The organism is Phocaeicola intestinalis, from assembly GCF_014837065.1.
Classification (GTDB): Bacteria; Bacteroidota; Bacteroidia; order Bacteroidales; family Bacteroidaceae; genus Phocaeicola; species Phocaeicola intestinalis.
Window position 1 is genome coordinate 1 of the sequence record NZ_JACSPP010000060.1, and the last position, 23,656, is coordinate 23,656.

A 23,656-nucleotide genomic window follows, 5' to 3' on the forward strand; every position below is an offset into this window, starting at 1 on the left:
TGTAACTTTGTGCAAGGGCATAGGGCTGAGTAATGTTTTGATTTGCAACTATAAAATTACTCATTTTCTGCGATATGCGGAAATCCCTGTGCCTCTTTTATATCCCAAGAAGAAGGTTATCTATTAACTTGCGAAACTTGAATCAATTAACTTTCCATCTACATCACCTATAAAACGTGCTCCACCTTTTGACGTTTCAGTCACCTTATCAACCTGCTTGGCTGCTTTCACTGCATCTACACTCTTATCCGCAGCCTTCAGAGCTTTAGTTGCACCTGCCGGAACAAATGGAACAATAGCCGCTGCGGCATCCATTCCCAAATCAACCCAATGGCTTTGGGCGGAAGCATGGTCACCGCGAATATGGGCTGCTACAGCTGCACCTGCATCGTAAAGCATATTGCCCACATCCCAAACCGTTTCCCAAATCCTGCCGTCCTTGTCGATACGGAGAATGGATTATTGCCACAATAAGTGTAAGGAGAAACCGCATAGTCTTGCTCCGATAACGGGTCAACACTCACAAACCTTCCTAATGCCGCATCATAGTGCCGTGCACCGTAATCGTACCAGTTCAAGCCGTTCTTGTTATCGAACTCCTTACCATTATACTTATAAGGCTGCATATTGTTCGTTGCCGCGAACACCCCGCCGAACGAATAATAATGATTCGTCTCCTCAACAGTTCCCGTGGAACTGATGACCACACGGTTATTACCTTGGTGGTCCTTCAAGTAATAATGGTACTTGCTGTCAGCCAAGGTGACATAGCCCTCTTCCGTCAACAGGTATTTCTGCGTGCCGTTTTCATAGACCACATTGCCGCAATAGTCAGTCGTGGTGGTCGTACTTCCTGTTTTATGCACCGTGCGTAGCTTTGTGCCGTCAGCAGCATATAAATAAGTGATGGTATTACCGTCCTTAAACGTGACCTTGCTTGGCAAATTTAAACAATTATATTGAATACCTGTAACATCCTTGTTCAAATCTTTTGTCAGGTTGCCATTTTGTCGTAGGAGTATTGATACGATACACAAAAAATAAAAACAGCCTAAATATCGAATCATTATTTGATTACAATATCAAGGCTGTCTTTATTAGAAACAAGCAAATTGTTACTTATTGCTTAAATATTTCAATTGTAAATCAATGCCATACGTTTTTATTGTCTTATAAAAACTAATAGAATCAAGCGGACCTGTAGTCTGACGTTGCAATTCTTCCCTATAACCTAAACGAGAAAAATTATACTGCTTGTCAATTATCCAGTATTGGGAATTATCTCCCGCCTTTGAATCTGATTTAGCAATAATCCAACGGTCATTAAAATTATAGGCAACAACTTCAAATGGCACAACTTGTACACTTTCCGAACTTGAAAAACATTCTTTGTCTCCATTGCGGTCATATACAATATCTGTATCATCCCATTGAAGCAATGCAAAATTATTCCCTAAATTCACAATCCAAAGGAAAGGACATTTACAACTAACAATCCACAAAACAACTAAACCAAGCACTAAAAACTTTTTCATATTTCTACTCTATTTTCTTAAAACTCCATAGCCATAATAATAAGCCCTAAATCCATGAGTGTCATTTAATCCTGTCCGCATCCGTTCCAAAAAAATTGCAGATCTACGGACAAATGAATCTCCTTGATTCCAATCGTAATACGTTGCTTCATCATTTACTACTGATATAGTACGCAAAACAGGGTTTTGTAATGTAACATTTACTCTTCTTAAAGCATATACTGTAGCCCTCAATCTTTCATTATAGATAGATTCTAATGTATTTGGGACAGTAAACAATTGAGTTCGTACAGGTTTCCCTATATTAGGAATGCCAATTTTGTCAACAGAAAGTTCCCCAAAATCCAATAAAGCCGCATTGATATATAATGCATTATTAGGGGTAGGATAATTCAACGCATTCGGATGGTTCTTAGCCCATTGAATGCCTTCGCTTACCGTCACAAAGCCATCATAATCCGGTCTGTTCACTAAACTTCTAACACTTGCCTCAACTATTCCACGAGTCCCTTCGTCAAGGCTGGAAAGACCTAAATCAAGTCCTTCAGCAAGTTCATGTTCCATACCTTGTTGGAAGAACTTCGAATCCATTATGATAGCGTCTCCTTGCAAACCTCTATTGTCCGTCCCTAAAAAGTTTCCTTCTTGATCGTAAATGGGATTTGCCAATCTGCCATCAGGGTCTATATACATAATAGGATTATTGACACAATAAGAATAAGGAGTAAAAGTACAATATTTTTCAGCCATCGGGTCAATAACATGCCACCTTCCCAACGCCGCATCATAGTGCCGTGCACCGTAATCGTACCAGTTCAGGCCGTTCTTCGTGTCAAACTCCTTACCGTTATACTTGTACGGCTGCACATTATTCGTTGCCGCGAATACTCCACCGAAAGGATAATAATGGTTCGTTTCCTCGACCGTTCCACTTTGGTTAATGACCACACGGTTGTTGCCTTGATGGTCCTTCAGGTAATAATGGTACTTGCTGTCAGCCAAGGTGACATAGCCCTCTTCCGTCAGCAATAGCTTCTGCGTACCGTTTTCATAGACCACATTCCCGCAATAGTCTGTCGTGGTGGTCGTACTTCCTGTCTTATGCACCGTGCGCAGCTTTGTGCCGTCAGCTGCATACAGATAAGTTATCGTATTCCCGTTCCCGAACGTGACCTTGCTTGGCAAATTTAAACAATTATATTGAATCTCTGTGATATTCTTGTTCAAATCTTTCGTCAGGTTGCCGTTTTTGTCATACGTGTACTCATTCGCCTGCTTTACGGCATCTTTGAACTCGAAGCCGTTGTTGTTGAGCTACTGTACCAATGACATTGTCTACTTTCATTACTTGATTGACATTTAACATACAAGTCAATTGTCAGTCAAGCCGTAAGCAGTTGATGCATTCTCATTTGTCTCTTTCAAACGAACAAAATTTCTATAAGCAACTAATCAGAGACTAGCACTAAAGGTAATACTTTTCTAACTTTGTGAGAACGATTTTCTGACGCAGACCATTTCAAATGTTCTTGAAATAAACGAGTGATTTCATCTTGTAATGAATTTGAAACAAATTGATTTTTCCATCCTTTTATGGATACATCTACAGTATGACCTTTTCTATCAATACAAAAATCAACTATAATCTTTAAGGAATCTATCTTTTCTTTTTTCATAATAGGTAAGCATCTTTGCCTAACATAATTATAAAAAACATCCTGCTTTATCAATAAAATAGGAGTATGGGTTATTATCGTATCATTCAAGACCTTTTCCCCTTTTAAAATAAGTTCTTTCACTTTATCAATGAATAGGGTATTTATTTTATAAGAATTACCATTATAACACAAAATATATTTCCCTAAACACATCACCTTTATTCCTTGTGGAGTAAACATATAAATCTTGCATCTAACATCAATAGGTTGTTCCGTTTTACATTTTTTTCCCAAAAAAATATCTGTCAATTCTGCAATGCAACTTGAATCACGAAGTACAACTGTTTTATAAACCAAAGCTGATTCAAAATTGTCACAACTAATATCAACCATTGTCATAAGATTAAAATCCACATAATGAATGAGTAGACTATCTATTTCCATATAATGGTTTTGCGCAAAAATTGTTCGTGAGCTTATATTCACAAAAGTTATTAATATGAATGCACATAATATTTTTTTCATACGGCAATTTGTTTATAATATCGTATCGAATAAGATTCTATAATACCAACAATCAAAAGCATTGTTCCTTATTCTATCTACATTCTATTATTGCTTATCTTTCTCTTCGGGTTTTATGATAATTGGATCTTTCCATTCGGTTGTTGTTGGTCCTACTGTCTCATAAAGAGTTCCAGCATGATCTGTACGAGTGACTTCTGTTTTACCAATTTCTCCCAATTTTTTCGCCCGTTTTTACCAACGAGGTGGCAGAACTCTATAACCTGATTAAAATCGTAGACCGGAGTGCAAGGCTATAAGCTGATTTTAGTGCATAACGAGCTGCGCAACATAAGACAATCAGTCAAAAGAGAGAAGAGAATAAACTGCATGTCCAGTCCCAGTAGTATAGGACTACTGTCTTACAGCGTCAGGACTGCAGTCCTATATATATTAGGACTGCAGTCCTGGTATCTTAGGATTTTAAGAGGACTGGGATGTAAAGGACCATGCTGCTAATTGACTTCCCAATTCCTGCTTGCTTCCTGCTTATTTTCTTTTCAACTCCTCGGTCGGGACCATCCGGTACAGTTTGTCACTGGGGCGGATGCGTCCGGGCACCTTGAACGACACGTGCACGCCTTTGGGCACTACGTCCACCGGTTTCAGGTCGACACGGGCTTCGTCGAGGGTGACAAACATCGCGCCCGTAGTAGGACCCGTTATCAGCAGCTTGTCGCCTACCTTGATTTCGGACGCTTCTATCAGAAACTCAGCCACGCCGATGTTGGAGAAATACTTGATGCCCCGTCCGGCGTACACCTTGCGTTCGGTAGCGCCCGAACCGTAATTGCGGCTCCACTCTCCCAAGCGTTGCCCCAAGTAATAACCGTTCCAAAAGCCGCGGTTGAATACCGTCTTCAAGCGTTCGTCCCATGCGTCTTTCTTCGCTTCGGTAAACGTGCCGTCCAAGTACGACCGGATGGCTTCCTTATAGCACTCTACCACCGTCTTCACATACTCGGGTCCGCGGGCACGTCCCTCTATTTTGAACACCCGCACGCCCGCTTCTATCATTTCGTCCATAAAGCGGATGGTCTTCAGGTCTTTGGGCGACATGATGTACTGGTTATCCACTTCCAGTTCGATGTCGCTTTCCTTGTCTTTTACAATATAGGCGCGGCGGCACACCTGCATACAGGCACCGCGGTTGGCGGAAGCGTTCAGTTCGTTCAGGCTGAGGTAACACTTGCCCGATACCGCCATGCACAACGCTCCGTGGCAGAACATCTCGATACGCACGGGTTGCCCCATCGGGCCGGTGATGTGCTGCTCATGGATGGCATCGTATATCTTGCGCACCTGTTTCAGGTTCAGTTCACGTGCCAGCACCACCACGTCGGCAAACTGGGCATAAAAGCGCAGTGCCTCCACATTGCTGATGTTCAGTTGGGTAGAAAGGTGCACTTCCTGCCCGATTTGGTTGCAATACGCCATTACCGCCACATCGGCGGCAATCACCGCACTGATGCCTGCCTGTTTTGCCGCATCGATAATCCGGCGCATCAGCTCCAGGTCTTCATCGTAAATGATGGTATTCACCGTGAGGTAACTCTTTACCCCGTGCTCGTCGCACGTGCGTGCTATCTCGCGCAAGTCGTCAATGGTAAATGTGCTTGCCGACCGTGCCCGCATGTTCAAACTCTCGATACCGAAATAGATGGAATCTGCTCCGGCATGAATAGCCGCCGCCAGTGATTCGCGCGAACCTACCGGTGCCATAATCTCAAAGTCTTTTATCGAATAATCCATATTTCTTCTGATTTAGGCTGCAAAGGTAGCGATTTTCCAGCAATCATTGTGTATCTTTTATGCATAATGATAGAATAAATACCCAAAAACGAAACCCGATGTGCGCATATTTTCACTTTTCTATGTCATTTATTCAAAGAATTTACTATTTTTGCGCCCGTTTTTTGGGAAACAGACAAAACTATTCAATAAACCATAAACAATGTTTCTCCACAAGAGAGAGAGAAACCAACTGTAAACTATAAACACATAACAACCAATTAAACACTTATGAGCAGGTCACTAACTCTGCTATGCATGCTTTTGTTCTGCATAGCGACGTATGCGCAACGCATCACTGTTTCGGGAAAAGTCACTGCCGGAGGCGAAGGTTTGCCCGGCGTGACAGTAGCGGTAAAAGGAAGTACTAACGGTACAATCACCTCCATGGATGGCGACTATTCGCTACAGACCGAACCACAAAACACATTGGTATTTTCATTTATCGGCTACGAAACTCAGGAAGTTCCTATAAATGGGCAGAAAACCATTAACATAGAAATGCACGAATCCAGTATTGCCATCGATGAGGTGGTTATCGCCGTGCCCTACGGTACTGCAAAAAAATCTACCTTCACCGGTTCGGCAAGTGTAATCGACAAGAAAATCATTGCCGCCTCACAGGTATCCAGCGTGTCGAAAGCATTGCAAGGAACCGTAGCTGGTCTGCAATCGTTCTCTACCAGCGGACAACCGGGTGAAGATGCCAGCATCTACATTCGCGGCGTAGGTTCTGCCAATGCCACCACCACACCGCTGTACGTAGTGGACGGCGTGCCTTACGACGGTGCCTTGTCGTCTATCTCTTCGCAAGACATTGCTTCGGTGACTGTACTGAAGGATGCCGCCGCCGCTTCACTGTATGGTTCACGTGCTGCCAACGGTGTGATTATGATTACTACCAAGCAAGGACAAAACGGTTCGGCTCCTACCATCCAGCTTTCAGCCAAGTATGGTTTTTCGAGTCGCGCCGTACGCGACTACGACCAGTTGAGTACGAACGACTACTTCATGCTGCAATGGGAGGCACTCCGCAACAGCTATATGGACAACGGTCAAAGTGCTGAATCGGCTGCACAGACAGCTTCTTCTATTCTTGCCACTACGGCAACAGGTGGCTTGGGTATCAACCCTTACGGCACACAATATCCCCAACCGGTAGGCACGGATGGCAAAATCGTGGCAGGTGCTACTCCGCTGTGGGATGACAGTTGGGAAGATGCTTTAAGCCAGGATGCCCATTATACTGATATCAGTGCCAGCATCTCGGGTGGTAGCGAACGTACCAAGTATTATTTCTCGCTGGGCTACCTGAACGACCAAGGTGCTTACATCTGTTCGGGCTTCAAGCGTTATAACCTCCGTACCAATATCACGACCGACTTGCGCAAATGGTTGCAGGTAGGACTGAACGTATCGGCTACCCACTCTGTTCAGGATTATCCGAAACAAGACGATACGGCTATCGGAAACATCGTACTGGCCGCCCGCAGTATTCCGTCGTTTTATCCTGTGTATGAACGTGACTTGACCACCGGCGAATATTTGCTGGATGAAAATGGCAACCGTATTTACGATTACGGAAACTACCGCAAAGGTTCGTACAACGGTTATAACTTCGCGCAATCCATGTTGTACGACAAAAAAGAATACAAGCGCGATGCGGCTTCGATACGCGGTTATCTGCAAATCACTCCCCTTGAAGGATTGAGCTACAAAATGTCGCTCAACATCGACTACAACAGCCGCTTCGCACATTTTTACGACAATCCCACTTACGGCAAAGAACCATTGACCGGTGGAGTGGAGAAGGAAAACGTGCGTACAACGGGACTTACTTATAATAATGTCATCAACTGGAACCATACGTTCAACGAAAATCACGACGTACGCCTGATGGCTGGTCAGGAATATTACGAATACAACACGTCCAATTTTGGAGGTTCCCGTACCGGTGTCATTACCGACGGTTACTACGAACCCGATGTAGCTTCTACACTGAGTTCTTTCTATGGCAACAGCGACCAATACAAATTGTTGAGCTTCTTCGGCAGTGCGGAATATTCGTACCAAAGCAAGTATTTCGTATCGGCATCGGTACGTACCGACGGCTCGTCACGTTTCCACCCCGACCACCGCTGGGGAACATTCTGGTCGTTTGGCGGTTCGTGGAAGATTTCACGTGAAAAATTCCTTGAAGAGGCTGCAAACGACTGGTTGACCAACCTGACCCTCCGTGCCAGCTACGGTGCACAGGGTAACGACAATGTGGGTTATTATGCCTATAAGGCACTGTATGAAATAGGCAGTTCATTCGGCGAATCTACCTTGCACGCTTCACGTCTGGAAACACCGGAACTGAGTTGGGAAACCAATCTGAACCTGAACGTGGGACTTGACTTCGGTTTCTGGAGCAACCGCCTCAACGGAACCATCGAATTTTTCCAACGTGCATCTAAAGATCTGCTCTTCGCACGCGACCTCGTTCCATCGGGAGGATTTACCAGCATCGATGCCAATATCGGTAAACTGAAAAACTATGGTTGGGAATTTACCATTAACGGTACGCCTGTACTGACCAAAGACTGGACGTGGAAACTCAGTGTCAACGCTACGACATACAAGAACGAAATCGTTGAATTGCCTACTGACGTGATGTGGCAAAGCACCAAGAAATGGGTGAAAGGTGGCTCGCTGTACGACTTCTGGTTGTATGAATGGGCAGGTGTGAATCCGGAAAACGGTAATCCGCAATGGTATTATACCGATACCGACGGAAGCCGGAAAATCACCGAAGACTATTCCAGCCTGACTTCGGACGACAAGGTGAAGATGGGCAGTTCGTTGCCGAAAGTAAGCGGTGGTTTCCAGTCAGACCTGACCTGGAGAGACCTTTCACTCTCGATGTTGTTCTCATACGCTATCGGCGGCAAGCTGTATAACAACGACTACAAAAGCATGATCAGCGTATCGGGAGGAAACGGTTCTACCTTAAGCAAGGATATGCTCAACCGGTGGACACCTGAAAACCGCTATACTGACATCCCGCGTCTGTCGTACGACCAGACCAGCTACTTCACCAGCAGTTCCAGCCGCTGGTTGGTAAACCGTTCGTTCTTGCGCCTGAAAACCGTTACATTATCGTATAACCTGCCAGAGAAATGGCTGCACTATGCCACTATCAAGCAGGCAAGCATCTTCCTGCAGGGCGAAAACCTGCTGACTTTCTGCCACCAGCAGGGACTTGACCCCGAACAGCCTATTAATGGTATGGTTTCATACCGTTATCCGGCAATGAAGACATTCTCTTTCGGTATTAATGTAACACTTTAAAAAACACTTTTAAACTATGAAACTGAATTTTAAGACTATATGCTTTGGGGCACTGGCTGCCTGCACCTTTACAGCCTGCGACCTGGATACGGCTCCCACGACTTCACTCGATGCAGATGCCGTTTACAAAAACACAGAAAATGCCGACCGTGTGATGCGTGGCGTATGGAACTATATTTTCAATAGCGGTTCAACGTATGCTTCCATCGGCTATGGTGCCATCATGATGAACGATGACTTTGCCGGTTCGGACGTAGTGCGTACCACCAGTTACGGATATTCATCCAGCTATAACCTGACAAACGGCTATGGACGCGGCGAAATCAATGACGTGATGTGGGACATGGTATACGACCCCATCAACAACTGCAATGCCGTATTGGCAAACATTGATAACATCGAAGGCGAACAAACAGAGAAAGACCGTATCAAGGGACAGGCTTACGCTACACGTGGTTTCCTTTACATGCTGTTGGCAAGCCACTATTCTTTCGCTATCGACAAAGACCCTAATGCCGTATGTGTACCCATCTACACCGAGCCTACCAGCTACGATATGGCAGTAACCGGGAAACCCGCATCCAGCGTATCGGAAGTATATGCGCAGGCACTTGCCGACCTGAAAGCCGGATATGATTTGATTCCGACGGATTATAACCGTGGAAGTAACGCGACCGACCAGTATAAAATAGACCATACAGTAGTAGCAGGCTTGCTGGCACGTACTAGCCTGTACGCCCGCGAATGGCAGGAAGCCTACAATTATGCCGATGAGGCCATGAACCTGAAAAACCGTTACCTGATGAATGAAACGGAATACAAGAGCGGATTCAACAATGCCTTAAACCAGGAATGGATGTGGGGTTACTCATGTACTATTGACGACAACCTTCCCGCCTATAACTTTCATTTCAAAGATAGCACGACACCAGGAAGCGGTTACTCTTGCCTGAATGTAGACCCTTATTTCAAAGAACTGTTTGATGATAATGATTACCGTAAAGGAATGTTCTTTTGGGGGCCCAATGCCGGATACGGTGAATGGACCATGCTGAGTTCGAAGTTCAAATTCGCCGATGTCGACAATATGCTTGCCGACATTGTGATGATGCGTGTAGCCGAAATGTACCTTATCAAGGCAGAAGCTGCAGCACACCTGCCGGGAAAAACCAGTGAGGCACAAAGCCTGTTGAAAGAACTGCGCGACGCACGTATGAAACCGGGCTATACCGCAGCCGAAATTACAGCTACAGGTGATGACCTCCTGAAAGAAATCTGGCTGGAACGCCGCAAGGAATTGTGGGGGGAAGGATTTGCACTGACTGATATCATCCGCAACCAGCAACCGGTAGAGCGTAAGGCATGGCAACACTTCGTAGAATGTACTTATAACGAACATGAAGACGGAAGCGTAACCGACAAGACACCTATCGTAACCGAAACCGGAGATGTCATCTTTGCCGATGATAAAGACGAGGCTTACCAAAGCAAATATTGCGTTATCCTGCAAGGACACTCTACCGTGAAGCTTCCCGACGGAACAGATTTTGTTCCGAACAGCAAGTACTACTTGTTCCGTATCACTGAACAGGAAGAGCTGCAAAACCTGAATCTGTACAACGACCATCCGAAACTGGATATTTACAGATAATCTGGCAAACGGAAGGAAGGCATAAATACTCTTCAATGCCAGCCAGACAAATAAAAAGAGATGCTTCATACGGAGCATCTCTTTTTATTTTACTACTTTTGCAAACGAAAACCATCCTAATGAAACTTTACCCCATGAAGATACGAACCATCGACTTAGGAGAGAGACCCGTAGTGCTGGCTCCTATGGAAGACGTGACCGACCCCGCATTCCGCCTGCTCTGCAAAGAGTTTGGTGCCGATATGGTATATACCGAATTTGTATCGAGCGATGCCTTGATACGTTCGGTAGACAAGACGATGACGAAACTCAACATCAGTGCCGCCGAACGCCCCGTAGCCATCCAAATATATGGCAAGGATACCGATACAATGGTAGAAGCGGCACGCATCGTTGAACAGGCTCACCCCGACATCCTCGACTTAAACTTCGGTTGCCCGGTAAAGCGGGTGGCTGGTAAAGGGGCAGGGGCAGGCATGCTTCAGAATATCCCCAAAATGCTGGAGATAACCCGTGCCGTAGTGAATGCGGTGCAGATTCCTGTTACGGTAAAAACCCGCCTGGGATGGGACGAGAACCACAAAGTCATCGTAGAACTTGCCGAACAGTTGCAGGATTGCGGCATCGAGGCATTGACCATACACGGGCGTACCCGTGCACAGATGTACACCGGCGAAGCCGACTGGACCCTGATAGGTGAGGTAAAAAATAATCCGCGTATGCGCATTCCTATCATCGGGAACGGTGACATCACTACTCCCCAACGTGCCAAAGAATGTTTCGACCGCTACGGTGTGGATGCCATTATGATAGGCCGTGCCAGTTTCGGACGCCCGTGGATATTCAAGGAAGTGAAGCATTATCTGGAAACGGGCGAAAAACTTCCTCCACTTTCTTTCCGCTGGAAGCTGGACGTATTACGCCGTGAGGTACAAGACAGCATCAACCTGCTCGACGAGCGCCGGGGCATCCTCCACGTACGCCGTCACCTGGCAGCTTCTCCTTTATTTAAAGGTATTCCCAATTTCCGCGAAACCCGTATCGCCATGCTCCGTGCCGAAACCCAAGTGGAGCTTTATGCGATACTGGACCATATCGAAACAATATTGGAAGAACAAGCGAACCTGCAACAGACCTATGGACATGAATAACATGAAAACAACTTACAAGAAAAGCTTACAACTATTATCTCACCTGACGGGCATCGCCTGTCTGCTCCTTGCGCTGGTTTCTTGCGAGAAAGACTCATCCGCCCCCGCAAGCGACACAATAGACTATTCGGACAACCGATGCTGGTTCGAGAATAAGCAAGACGCTACGGGAAAAGACGTAGACCTGTTTTATGTAGTCCCGACCTGCATTTGGGACTATACCGACTCGTTGGGGCAAACCCGGCACCACATGGACATCTTCAGCGCGGAACAACGTGCCTTGACAGACCCTTCCATCCAATTGGCTAAAAGCGTATTGGCAGATAGCTGCAACTTCTTCTCTCCTTATTACCGCCAGATTTCGATGGACAGCTGGCTCACCTTGGACACGGCACTCATCGAAGAGCGTTTCAAGCTGGCTTATCAAGACGTGGCGGACGCTTTCCATTATTATATGGAGCACGACAACCAAGGGAAACCGTTCATCCTTGCGGGACACAGCCAAGGAGCCAAGGCGATTATCGAACTCCTGAAACGGGAAATGACACCCGACATCAGCCGGAAGCTCATCGCCACTTACGCTATCGGCTATACCGTGACACCGGAAGAGCTTGCCGGTTATCCTACCTTGCGCCCTGCACAAGACTCCATAGATACGGGCGTGCTCATCGGATTCAATAGCGTAACCCGTCCCGATGCCGTATCGCCTTTGTTCCGAGACAATGTAGTGTGCATCAATCCTGTCAACTGGCGCACCGATGCTACCCCAGCTACCTCTTACCAAGGATTTACCGTCGCGCAAGACACTACGATTCATACACTTATCGTGACGGGCATCGATGAAGAGCAGTATTTCATCCCCAGCGTAGCAGCCCTGTTGCCTAAAGGAAACCTGCACGTGCAAGAGTTCAACCTTTATAACGAAGACCTGCGCAAGAACGTATTGCAACGCATCCGGGCATTCCGTCAGGCACAGTAATGCATTTCCCTATGAAAAGAGATGAATACCCTTTTACTGCTCCCGCACATAGACTTTCTTTTCCACCCCTACTCCTGTCACCGTAACCTTTTTCCAGTGCAAAGGCAAAACCGAAGGCAACTGTATAATGCCTTCTTCGGTTACTTGAAGCCCACAAAATCCATTCAGCACGGCTTGAAGCAAGCCTCCTGCTCCAGTCATGAAATAAGGGTTGTTGCTTGAAGGTGTTTCAGACAGTACCCCGAAAGGAGGACGCCAGTTAGGCTGATAACAACGGCAGAACATTTCATAGGCTTTTGCCGCATTGCCCATTCGTGCATATTGTACACAAAAAACGGCATACGACATCATTGGACCATCGCGCTGGTCAATGCGTTCAGCATAATAGGCAAGGTCTTTTTGCTGCTGCCTGACATCGGTGATTTTTCCCAACGGGTAAGCCAGCAGGTTGACATCTGCCTGTTTGATGGTTTCACCTTGATACGTGGCATGTTCACGCGTAACTCCATCTTCAAACTGCAAGATACGCAAACCACGGCTCACCTTACCCCATACAGAAGGTACTTGCTCACCACATACCCATCCGGCACGGGAAGCATAGTCTAATACCAACGAGGCGGAAGCGTTGGTAAAGGCATTATCGGTTACACCATTGGCATATTCGTCTGCTCCAGTTACCCCGACAATCGAATAGGAACCGTCGGCATTACATACCGAACGACTTACCCAAAACTCTGCTATCTCTTTCAGCAACGGAAAACCTTCACGCTTCAGCCAAACAGAATCACGGGTCACACAATAATAATTCCAGCAAGCAATGCCCACATCTGCTGTAATATGATGTTCGAATGCTCCGGTCAGGGCAAATGTCGGTGTGGCTTCTTCGCCCGTATCGTCGCTTTCCCACGGATACATTGTTCCCTTATATCCGTATGCCATTGCTTTCCGGCGTGCAGGCTCTTTTCGGTCTACACGATAATCAAGCATCGACCGTGCCATATCGGGTTGCAGCAAAAGCATCGGAGGATACATCCAAAGTTCAGTATCCCAAAAGATATGTCCATTGTAACCTTGCGAAGAAAGTCCCATCGGTGGAATACTCAACCGGCTTCCGGCACGGCAGGATGCATATAAATTGAACAAGGCGAAACGTACCAACCGCTGGGCATCATCATCTCCTTCGATACGAATATCGCTTTGCCACAAGGTATTCCATAACCGTTCATGTGCCTGTATCAATTGCGTCTTTCCTTCGTGAACAGCGTATACCACCTGGCGTTCGGCTTCATTATAAGGATCAGTAAAGTCTCGTGACGAACAAATACTGCCTACCAACGAGAACGAAAGTGTTTCACCTTTTTTCAGAGACAACATAAAAAGCAGCTCGCCGGTTGCTTTATCAAACGAAGGTTTCCAGTGTTCAGCACCGTCGAACATAAAAGTCGATGCCGCTGCTACCTGCCTGTACTTTCTTGCAGAAACAGCTTCTGCCTCCAACAGATACAAGCGTGTACCATCGGCATCCAGTTCGCGATAGCGTACGGTATCTGCAGCATAATCATCGGGCACATTCATACCGTTCCGTATCTCCAGCACTACATCCGTCAGTGCTTTCACCTGCACCGATACCAATCCAGCGTATGGAAGGTTTCGCAAAGCACGTAATTCAGACACTACTTGCACTTTCCGTCCTGCCTCAAATGTTGTGCGGTGCACTGCCTGGCGCATATCTACCGTCTGCTCCCAAGCCTTAATACAGGTAGTATCTATTATCATGCCATCTATTTTCATCTGTATTCCAAAAGGATTGATTCCTTTCATCACCCGGCTTACTACACCTGGAGCAGCTGCATCAAACACATGATTCAGCACTACCTGCCCTATGCGGAAAGGTTCTTTATCCGGCAAAATGCCAATACATCCGCTTGCCATCGGAGCCGAAGCATACGGAGCATGCAAATCTGTAGCCCGTACCTGCCACAAGGCATCGTTTTCTACACTTGCTTTCATTATATTCCAGCTGAATATACACGACAAAGCTATACCTAACCAACGTAGATTCATAATATTTAGCAACTGAAGTTATTACAACAAAATGATTGAAAACAAAAAGACACGAAGACGCACTGTTTTTTCACGTTACATTTTCCTGTGTCTCCGTGTCTTTTTATTCATTGGTATATGTTCAAGAATCAAATTCGCTCCAATCGGTAAGCCGCATGTCGCCTTTCTTCAAGAATATCTGGTGCATACCCAGAGCAGCAGAAAGACTATGACAAGTCTGTCCTTTGGTAGAAATCTTCAGGTAATCCCATAGAAGTTGTTTGTAATCGGGGTGTGCACAGTTTTCAATGACGGCCTGTGCACGCTCCATCGGGCTTTTTCCACGCAAATCGGCAATACCCTGTTCGGTAATGATGACATTAACCGAATGTTCGCTGTGGTCAAGATGCGATACCATGGGCACAATAGAGCTGATACACCCGCCCTTAGCAGTAGAAGGACATGAGAATATGGAAATGTAAGCACTGCGGGTGAAATCGCCTGAGCCACCGATACCGTTCATCATCTTCGTGCCGCAAATGTGGGTAGAGTTCACGTTACCGTAGATGTCGGCTTCGATGGCGGTATTCATCGAGATGACTCCGATGCGGCGGATTACTTCGGGACAGTTGGATATCTCGGACGGACGAAGCACCAGCTTGTGGGCAAAGAAGTCCATGTTTTCGTAAATGTCTTCCAGGCAATCATTTGTTACACTGAGCGAACAGGTACTTCCGAACTTGATACGTCCCTCTTTAATAAGGGTAATGACTGAATTCTGGATAACTTCAGTATACATTTCGAAAGGAGGAATACTCGAATCACGGCCTAAGGCGCTCAATACAGCATTGGCTATGTTGCCTACCCCCGATTGCAAAGGCAGAAACGTAGAAGGAATAATGCCCCGTTTCATATCTGCCGAAAGGAAATCGGCAACGTTTTGCCCGATTTTATCCGTTACCGGATCGGGGGCACTGAATCCGCGTGCTTCGTCGGGAATGTCTACTTCTACCACTCCCACGATTTTTTGAGGATCTACCTGAATGTAAGGAAGTCCGATACGGTCACTGGGACGTACGATGGGAATCGGACGACGGTAGGGAGGACGCTCCATTTCGTACAAGTCATGCATACCAATGATGCGTTTACTGTGTGCAGCGTTCAGTTCAATAATGACCCGGTCGGCAAGACGGGCGATGGTAGGTGTAATGCCTACGCCGGCAGTAAGGTAAATACGTCCGTCATCAGTCAATTCACAAGCTTCCACAATGGCAGTAGTGACATGTCCCAAAAAACCGGACCGTAAGCGTTGAGCCACTTGCGAAAGATGAATGTCGGTGTAATTGATTTCTCCATTGTTCACCGCTTTGCGGAAATCGGTGTTGGTGGTATAAGGGGCACGGAACTTGATAGCATGTGCCCGTGTCAATACCCCATCACACGAGTCGCCTGTTGAGGCTCCTGTGATGATTCCAATGCGGAACTCTTCACCCCGCGCATGTTTTTCTTCGGCTTGTTTAGCGAGTTCGGCCGTAACGGCTTTGGGACTTCCTGCCGGAGTAAAGCCGCTAAGAGCTATGATTTCACCGTTTTGTATCAGGCTGGCAGCTTCTGCCGCCGTCATTCTGTTGTAGTTCATAGTGTTCAGGTATTAAAAATATGTATTAGTATTTCCGTTTGAATATCTCCGAATAAATGAATGCTTTCCGTGCTTCCGAAGGAGTACGGAACCGAATGCCAGACCGGGGCTGGCAAGAAAAGTCTGACGAAACAGGAGGTGGTGTATTCCGTGGTTTTGAGACACGACGTGCCGGCTTAATGAGCTGTGCCGGTTGTACTTTCTCTACAACATTTTCTGCTTCCTCTACAGATTCTATAGGAAATGGAACCGTCGTTTTCGGTTGTTTGGACGGCCGTTTCTTAGGTTCCTTTGTCGCTTGCTTATAAATGGCAATGGCAATAATGGCAAGTATGATAAGGAAATTCGACATATTCGTATTATTAAAAAAGGATTTTGCCAAAGATAGTAATTTTTCACCGAAGAATCATAAGAACTGTTTGCTTATTGTGCGATACGGAATAGAATTATTATCTTTGCACCCGTTTTGGGTATGTATTATGATAGGAAAGTGAGTCACAGGTGGGCAGAAATGCGGGAAATGGGTAACAAAGGTTCTGTTTTTGTGTATTTCAATCTGTCTTGATGACTTTGAATTTGTTAATAATTAATAATACATGGCGAATGGCAGATAATTTTGTCATCCATTCCCGCCGTGCTTAGAATCTATAATATAAATAATTAATCGTATGACAAACCAGATTGCGGGAACGGACTTTAAATCCGCGACCGGAAAAGAAACAAAAAAACTGTTTATCGAGACCTACGGATGCCAGATGAACGTAGCCGATAGCGAAGTGGTGGCTTCCATTATGCAGATGGCCGGATACACGCCTTGCGACACACTGGATGAAGCCGATGCTGTGTTTATGAACACATGTTCCATCCGCGACAATGCCGAACAGAAAATCCTAAACCGGCTGGAATTTTTCCATGCCTTGCGGAAGAAGCGTAAACACCTTATTGTAGGTGTGTTGGGCTGTATGGCTGAACGGGTGAAAGAAGACTTGATAACTAATCACCACGTCGATTTAGTGGCAGGACCAGACGCTTACCTCGCTTTGCCTGACCTGATTGCTTCGGTAGAAGCAGGAGAGAAAGCCATCAATGTGGAACTTTCTACTACCGAGACATATCGCGATGTGATACCTTCACGCATTTGTGGCAACCGCATCTCAGGATACGTATCGATTATGCGCGGATGCAATAACTTCTGTCATTACTGCATTGTTCCTTATACCCGCGGACGTGAGCGGAGCCGTGATGTGGCAAGCATCCTGAATGAAGTGAATGACCTTCGACAGAAAGGTTATAAGGAAGTGACCTTATTGGGACAAAACGTAAACTCGTACCGTTTCGAGCAGGAAGACGGCAGCGTTATTACTTTTCCAATACTATTGCGCACAGTGGCAGAGGCGATACCTGATATGCGTGTCCGTTTTACCACATCACATCCCAAGGATATGAGCGACGAGACACTTCACGTAATAGCCGAAGTGCCCAATGTGTGCAAACATATCCATCTTCCTGTGCAGAGCGGCAGTTCACGTATTCTGAAACTGATGAACCGGAAATATACCCGTGAATGGTATTTGGAACGGGTAGCAGCCATCCGACGCATCATTCCAGATTGCGGACTGAGTACTGACATTTTCTCCGGTTTTCATTCGGAAACGGAAGAAGATCACCAGATGAGCCTTTCGCTGATGCGCGAATGTGCCTACGATTCTGCTTTTATGTTCAAGTATTCGGAACGTCCCGGCACATATGCCTCGAAACATTTGCCCGATGATGTACCCGAAGAGGTAAAAATCCGCCGGCTGAATGAGCTGATAGAACTTCAGAACCAACTTTCGGCAGAAAGCAATGCGAAAGACGTAGGCAAGACATTCGAAGTATTGGTAGAAGGAGTTTCCAAACGTTCGAAAGAGCAATTGTTCGGACGGACGGAACAGAACAAAGTCGTAGTGTTCGACCGTGGCATGCATCGGATAGGAGATTTCGTAAAAGTCCGTATTACCGACTCAAGTTCGGCTACACTCAAAGGAATAGAAGTGGTTTGAGAAAAAGCAGAACACTACATTTAATAAAGTAATATAAATAAGAACCTAACTAAAAATAAACCAAACGAACAATGAAAAAAAGAATGACACTCAGTTGGATGTTTGCCCTTTTGTGCTGTTTGCCGATATTTGCCCAAATGCAAGACCCGGTACAGTTCAAAGCTGAATGGAAAAATCTTTCGGCCACAGAAGCCGAAATTGTCTTTACAGGTACAATCGATGCCGGCTGGCATGTATATTCTACCAACCTTGAAGAAGGAGGACCCACTTCTGCGACATTTAATGTAGACGAAATAGTTGGAGCAGAACTGGTGGGCAAACTCATTCCTGGTAATGGAGAAATAGAGCAGATTGACCCGATATTCAACATGCAAGTGCGTTATTTTGAAGGAACGGCAAAGTTTACTCAAAAGGTGAGACTTACAGGAGGTGACTATACTGTAAAAGGTTACTTGGAATACGGAGCCTGCAACGATGAAAACTGCCTGCCTCCTACCGCTGTTGACTTCTCATACAGTGGAAAACTTGATGCACCTTCGGCAAACGCACCGGTAAAGAGCGACGTAGTACCTGTCTCGTCTGCTCCTGCCGATACAACTTCAGTAGCATCAGCCGATGTTCCAGCTCCTTCTGCACAGCTGAAAGGAACGACAGACTACTGGAAGCCGGTTATTAAGGAATTATCCGAGTTCGGCGAGACCCAGCAACAGGATACGCATTCGTGGGTATACATCTTCTTCGCCGGATTCATCGGCGGGCTGCTCGCCTTGTTCACTCCCTGTGTATGGCCTATCATTCCGATGACGGTCAGCTTCTTCCTGAAACGCTCGAAAGACAAGAAAAAAGGCATCCGCGACGCGTGGACATACGGTGCGTCTATTGTAGTAATTTACGTGGCATTAGGGCTTGCCATTACATTGATATTCGGCGCAAGTGCACTGAATGCCTTATCGACCAATGCCATCTTCAATATTTTCTTCTTCCTGATGCTGGTGGTATTTGCCGCTTCGTTCTTCGGCGCGTTCGAAATCACCTTGCCTTCGAAGTGGAGCAATGCGGTTGACAGCAAAGCAGAATCCACAACAGGTTTGCTTAGCATTTTCCTGATGGCATTTACCTTGTCGCTGGTATCCTTCTCTTGCACCGGACCGATTATTGGATTCCTGTTGGTAGAGGTATCTACTACGGGCAGTATTATCGCCCCGGCATTGGGCATGTTGGGCTTTGCCATAGCGCTTGCCTTGCCGTTTACACTCTTTGCGATGTTCCCCTCGTGGCTCAAGTCGATGCCGAAGTCGGGAGGCTGGATGAACGTTATCAAGGTAGTCTTGGGCTTCCTCGAACTGGCTTTTGCCCTCAAGTTCCTTTCGGTGGCAGACTTGGCATACGGTTGGCGCCTGCTGGACCGCGAGACTTTCCTTGCCCTGTGGATTGTCATCTTCGGACTGCTGGGCATGTACCTGTTGGGTAAAATCAAGTTCCCGCACGATGATGATAGCAACAAAGTAGGTGTAGGTCGTTTTTTCCTTGCGCTTATATCTCTCGCCTTTGCTGTCTATATGATACCAGGACTATGGGGAGCACCCTTAAAAGCTGTAAGTGCCTTTGCACCTCCCATGCAGACGCAAGACTTCAATCTTTACAAGAATGAAGTACACGCCAAATTCATGGATTTCGATGCCGGCATGGAATATGCACGCCAACAAGGCAAACCGGTAATGATAGACTTCACGGGATACGGATGTGTGAACTGCCGTAAGATGGAACTTGCAGTATGGACAGACCCGCAAGTAAGTAAGCTTCTTACCGAAGATTACGTGCTGATTACACTCTATGTAGACGAAAAGACCAAGTTGCCCGAACCTATCAAGGTAATGGAAAACGGCAAGGAACGCACGCTTCGTACTGTAGGTGATAAGTGGAGTTACCTGCAACGGTCTAAGTTTGGTGCCAATGCCCAGCCATTCTATGTCTTGTTAGACAATGAAGGCAATCCGCTCAACAAGTCTTATTCATACGATGAAGACGTAGCGAAATACATTGATTTCCTTCAGACAGGACTGAAGAACTACAAGAAATAAAAACAGACGCCTGTTGTTTGATGTAGGTTTCATCAACAACAGGCGTCTTCTTATCAGGACACCATGCCTCATTTATCCAGACCAAACTTTTTCCTGTAATAGGATTGTGCAGTATAAAGTGCCGCAACAGGATTATTTCCAGTCACCCGGTCTTTGGTTACAAGCGTAGTGACATACGCATCCGAATATTTGTAAAACAAGCTGTCATGACCTACACAAAGACCGATGACTACATTCAAGTCGGTTTGTGCCCGATTAAGCAACCTTGCCTGCAGAATAGGATTACACATCGCACTGCCAATGCGTTCGCATTCTTCCGGTATACCCACCGAAGTTTTTGCCTTTCCTGCCACCTTACAAATAACCGAATAAGGTTCGAAACCATTAACACGCAATATACGCGCAAAAATGCGTGCCTCGTTAATCAATCCTATGCAGTTGGCAATACCTATCTTGTGTGCTCCTATCTTCCGGGCAAACTCCATAATCTCCTGCACTCGCGTCCACTGGCAATAACCTTCGTATTCCACCTCAGCACTTGCCACCATAATGTCATGATTCCTCCCTTCTTCATACTTATTCATTGCCCAGGCATCATCTTCTGTGTCCAGACTGGTTGTCAGGCAAAAATCGGGATATGTACGGTCTTTATACTTACAATTCTGTGTACCACAATCCACACAACTCCAATCGTGCCTGTTTTCTTCCTCACTCATAACTTTCGAAAAAATGTTTTGTTACACAACAATAATGCTTTTTACTTACTTAGGCTAATCAGAAGTTAAAGATGATCTCCGATTTTCTATTCTCTTATTTGCTTTTCAATAAACGAATATCCGGCCCGACGTATGTTTCCTTCAGTCCGCCCCAGTCTACAATGATACGCTGTATCATCACACCGGGGTCACCACAACTTAAAGTCAAAGTGTGTGATTTACGCCTAGGGTCTATCGGGAAAGAAAACGTAGCTTTTACTCCATTTTGTAACACATTGTCTTTCCAAGATTTAGAGTATTCTTTAGGTATGTTATTCGTCACTTGCACCGGATGTCCGTCTACAGACACACCAAAGCGCGTCCCTCTACCTTTATATATAGGGAATACCGGCAACGAATAAACATGTACGGTTACCGAATCGGCATCTATCTGTGGCAATGCATACTCAATCTGAGGAGCCGAAGGAGAAGTGGGATCGGCCAAAGCTTCTGTCGCCTCTCCTAACTGAATGATGTTCCAGTCGTAACCCAATCCTTTTACCAAACGCAACGTATGACCGGAAGCCGACTTGACCTGATAGCGTGTCAAGTCTACCAGCGTACAACGCTCCAACACATCTTGTTCAAGACGGAGAGACAAGTCCACAGGCATTTCCCCTTTTCCTTTCGTATAAGTTACTTCCGGCATATGCTGATACTTAGCCACCCATCCCGGTGCCAGCGTCATCATGTAATTCCATTTCCCATCCAATTGCGTATTATACCGGTGGTTCAACGAAGCGATGCTGTCGTATGCCAATTGCGATTGGCTTGCCGCCCAATTAGCTTGCTCAACCTTGCCTTCGGCAAGCAATTCACGATTTAATTGCGCCATCAAGAAATTTCGGTTCATCTGATATGAAGCCAAAGCCTGATAACCTATCAGTCCGAAGAATGCCGGACGAGAAGCCTCCGGAAGCTCATGATACAAATGCAACGCTTCGTCCGACAAACGTTGGTAATCGTCCAAGCGACGGAGCGCGTCATTATAATTTTGGAACGAATAGTCGGTAGAAGCCAATTCTGTGTATTCCGGCTCATCCCATTCACGTTCCCATCCCATGAATTCCGGCTTACGGCTCCATGCCAACCGATAATATTCATCCAGCATCCGCTGGAAACGAGGCTTGTACTCCTCTCCGAACAACTTCGCCATAAACGCCGACTGGTGTTCATTGATGGAATGGATATCATATTTGTCTATATCCCATGCCATATCGAAAAACGTCTTGATAGCAAGTTCCGCCGGCTTGATGTCGCCTACGTTCAGCAGCCAGTAACGGTCGGCACCCGTATCGTAAGCCTTCTTCAATTCTTCGTACATCAACACAGGAGGAATGGTGCATACCCAAAGATAATCGTGCGGAGCACCCAGATAAGAAGTATGGTAATAAACGCCTGCCCTTCCGCTACGTTGTTGCTCTTGCGGATTACTCAAGCGTTTCATATAACCGTAATTATCGTCTACCCATACCAAAGTCACGTCATCGGGTACCTTCAAACCACGTTCGTAAATGTCCAGCACTTCTTTATAAGGAACGAACTGTTGCGGAATGGAGTCAATCGGATGCGGAATATATCTCGACAAAATGTTCCGTTGATCTGCCAACACTTCTTCTATCAAACTTACCTCACGTTCCTTAGGCACTCCCACCAATCCGGCATCGTGAATGCCTCGCATGGCAAGGGTATAGAAATTCTCATAAGGAGCATTCTCCGAGATACGTTTATCAAGTACCTTATTGATGCCGTCTTTATTGGTTACATAATTCCATTCACCCATTGTTTTCTCGTCCCATTCTGTCACATTGTTGAAAAGCAAGGGTTCGCAATGCGAAGAAGTCATGACAATGGCAAAACTGTCTGCCACCAATTTGTTTTCAGGATATTTGTTAAATGATCCCGAACTGGGATGCATGGCTGGAGCCAGCATATTTCCTTTCATACGAAGAATCAGTTCACAGACTTTCGCATACGTTTTCGGACCGATGTCTCCTAGTTCCTTATCGAATGTCTTCGAAGCCCACGGTGTAATACCCCACCCTTCATCGTTGATAAAGAAGCCCCGGTATTTAACACTAGGAGCCTTAGAAACATAATCTGTTTTTTGAAGATATAAAGCATTCTTTTTCTTAACCGGCACATCCGCCCACCAATAAAGAGGAGATACACCGATGGCTTCTGATAAAGCAAACGTCCCGTATGCCGTTCCGCGACGGTCGCATCCAGCAATTATCAAAGCCCGTTTTATGCCTTTAACAGGATTCTCAACGGTCTTAATAAGATATTAGAGTTTATGTAATTTAGATTTGTTATATATCGCGCATACGCGTACCTTTGCAACATGAATTACCACAACCATAAAGACAACAGCAAAAGTTTCCGTGCCTTGACGGGAGTTAGCCATGAACAGTTTTGTGCGCTTCTCCCTTAT

14 protein-coding genes and 4 pseudogenes are annotated in these 23,656 nt (G+C 45.9%); 7 read left to right on the plus strand and 11 right to left on the minus strand.

Features of this window, described 5'->3' with window-relative positions:
- Nucleotides 1–123 precede the first annotated feature (123 nt).
- The 6 genes and pseudogenes from H9625_RS14445 to H9625_RS14470 all read right to left on the minus strand — a co-directional run bounded on the left by H9625_RS14445 (nt 124) and on the right by H9625_RS14470 (nt 5,509).
- Nucleotides 124–399, minus strand: coding sequence for a hypothetical protein (locus H9625_RS14445; protein WP_191765023.1), 276 nt, complete (start codon nt 397–399; stop codon nt 124–126).
- Between the two features lie 56 nt (nt 400–455).
- Nucleotides 456–1,007: pseudogene (locus H9625_RS14450) on the minus strand (RHS repeat-associated core domain-containing protein); the annotation flags it as partial.
- A gap of 108 nt (nt 1,008–1,115) precedes the next feature.
- The gene (locus tag H9625_RS14455) at nt 1,116–1,535 is read right to left on the minus strand and encodes a hypothetical protein (protein ID WP_191765025.1); all 420 of its coding nucleotides are present in this window, start codon (nt 1,533–1,535) and stop codon (nt 1,116–1,118) included.
- 672 nt (nt 1,536–2,207) lie between these two features.
- Nucleotides 2,208–2,972 (minus strand): annotated as a pseudogene (locus tag H9625_RS14460) (RHS repeat domain-containing protein); the annotation flags it as partial.
- 11 nt (nt 2,973–2,983) lie between these two features.
- Complete coding sequence (locus tag H9625_RS14465) at nt 2,984–3,718, minus strand: hypothetical protein (protein WP_143270415.1); 735 nt, start codon at nt 3,716–3,718, stop codon at nt 2,984–2,986.
- Nucleotides 3,719–4,246: 528 nt separating this feature from the next.
- Nucleotides 4,247–5,509, minus strand: coding sequence for a peptidase U32 family protein (locus tag H9625_RS14470; RefSeq protein ID WP_022039131.1), 1,263 nt, complete (start codon nt 5,507–5,509; stop codon nt 4,247–4,249).
- A 270-nt stretch (nt 5,510–5,779) separates the two neighbouring features.
- Between H9625_RS14470 and H9625_RS14475 the strand changes: the two genes are divergently transcribed.
- The 4 genes from H9625_RS14475 (at nt 5,780) to H9625_RS14490 (ending at nt 12,662) form a co-directional block, all read left to right on the plus strand.
- Complete coding sequence (locus H9625_RS14475; protein WP_191765028.1) at nt 5,780–8,881, plus strand: SusC/RagA family TonB-linked outer membrane protein; 3,102 nt, start codon at nt 5,780–5,782, stop codon at nt 8,879–8,881.
- A 16-nt stretch (nt 8,882–8,897) separates the two neighbouring features.
- The gene (locus H9625_RS14480) at nt 8,898–10,532 is read left to right on the plus strand and encodes a RagB/SusD family nutrient uptake outer membrane protein (RefSeq protein ID WP_087210613.1); all 1,635 of its coding nucleotides are present in this window, start codon (nt 8,898–8,900) and stop codon (nt 10,530–10,532) included.
- A gap of 134 nt (nt 10,533–10,666) precedes the next feature.
- On the plus strand, nt 10,667–11,683 hold the full coding sequence (gene dusB / locus H9625_RS14485) for a tRNA dihydrouridine synthase DusB (protein WP_191765030.1): 1,017 nt from the start codon (nt 10,667–10,669) through the stop codon (nt 11,681–11,683).
- On the plus strand, nt 11,676–12,662 hold the full coding sequence (locus H9625_RS14490) for a DUF3089 domain-containing protein (protein WP_225226450.1): 987 nt from the start codon (nt 11,676–11,678) through the stop codon (nt 12,660–12,662). The genes dusB and H9625_RS14490 overlap by 8 nt, the downstream gene beginning before the upstream one ends.
- A 33-nt stretch (nt 12,663–12,695) precedes the next feature.
- On the opposite strand, the gene H9625_RS14495 is transcribed toward H9625_RS14490, so the two are convergent.
- From H9625_RS14495 to H9625_RS14505, 3 genes are all read right to left on the minus strand, one after another.
- Nucleotides 12,696–14,726, minus strand: a complete 2,031-nt coding sequence (locus H9625_RS14495; RefSeq protein WP_191765032.1) for a glycoside hydrolase family 65 protein — start codon at nt 14,724–14,726, stop codon at nt 12,696–12,698.
- Nucleotides 14,727–14,847: 121 nt separating this feature from the next.
- Complete coding sequence (locus tag H9625_RS14500) at nt 14,848–16,344, minus strand: acetyl-CoA hydrolase/transferase family protein (protein ID WP_087406579.1); 1,497 nt, start codon at nt 16,342–16,344, stop codon at nt 14,848–14,850.
- A 25-nt stretch (nt 16,345–16,369) separates the two neighbouring features.
- The gene (locus H9625_RS14505; RefSeq protein ID WP_087210608.1) at nt 16,370–16,696 is read right to left on the minus strand and encodes a hypothetical protein; all 327 of its coding nucleotides are present in this window, start codon (nt 16,694–16,696) and stop codon (nt 16,370–16,372) included.
- Nucleotides 16,697–17,012: 316 nt separating this feature from the next.
- Here H9625_RS14505 and miaB point away from each other — a divergent pair, with 316 nt between their 5' ends.
- From miaB to H9625_RS14515, 3 genes and pseudogenes are all read left to right on the plus strand, one after another.
- Nucleotides 17,013–18,386 (plus strand): tRNA (N6-isopentenyl adenosine(37)-C2)-methylthiotransferase MiaB, encoded by a 1,374-nt coding sequence (gene miaB / locus H9625_RS14510; protein WP_087248970.1) that lies wholly within the window; start codon nt 17,013–17,015, stop codon nt 18,384–18,386.
- A 71-nt stretch (nt 18,387–18,457) separates the two neighbouring features.
- Nucleotides 18,458–18,914 (plus strand): annotated as a pseudogene (locus tag H9625_RS18075) (protein-disulfide reductase DsbD domain-containing protein); the annotation flags it as partial.
- 122 nt (nt 18,915–19,036) lie between these two features.
- Nucleotides 19,037–20,467: pseudogene (locus tag H9625_RS14515) on the plus strand (protein-disulfide reductase DsbD family protein); the annotation flags it as partial.
- Nucleotides 20,468–20,535: 68 nt separating this feature from the next.
- Here the strand turns inward: H9625_RS14515 and H9625_RS14520 are convergent.
- Both H9625_RS14520 and H9625_RS14525 read right to left on the minus strand, forming a co-directional pair.
- Nucleotides 20,536–21,183: a DUF1847 domain-containing protein gene (locus H9625_RS14520; protein WP_087395503.1), complete on the minus strand. Its 648-nt coding sequence runs from the start codon at nt 21,181–21,183 to the stop codon at nt 20,536–20,538.
- A 94-nt stretch (nt 21,184–21,277) separates the two neighbouring features.
- A complete protein-coding gene (locus tag H9625_RS14525; RefSeq protein WP_225226451.1) occupies nt 21,278–23,461 on the minus strand; it encodes a glycosyl hydrolase 115 family protein in 2,184 nt (727 codons plus the stop codon).
- Between the last annotated feature and the right edge of the window lie 195 nt (nt 23,462–23,656).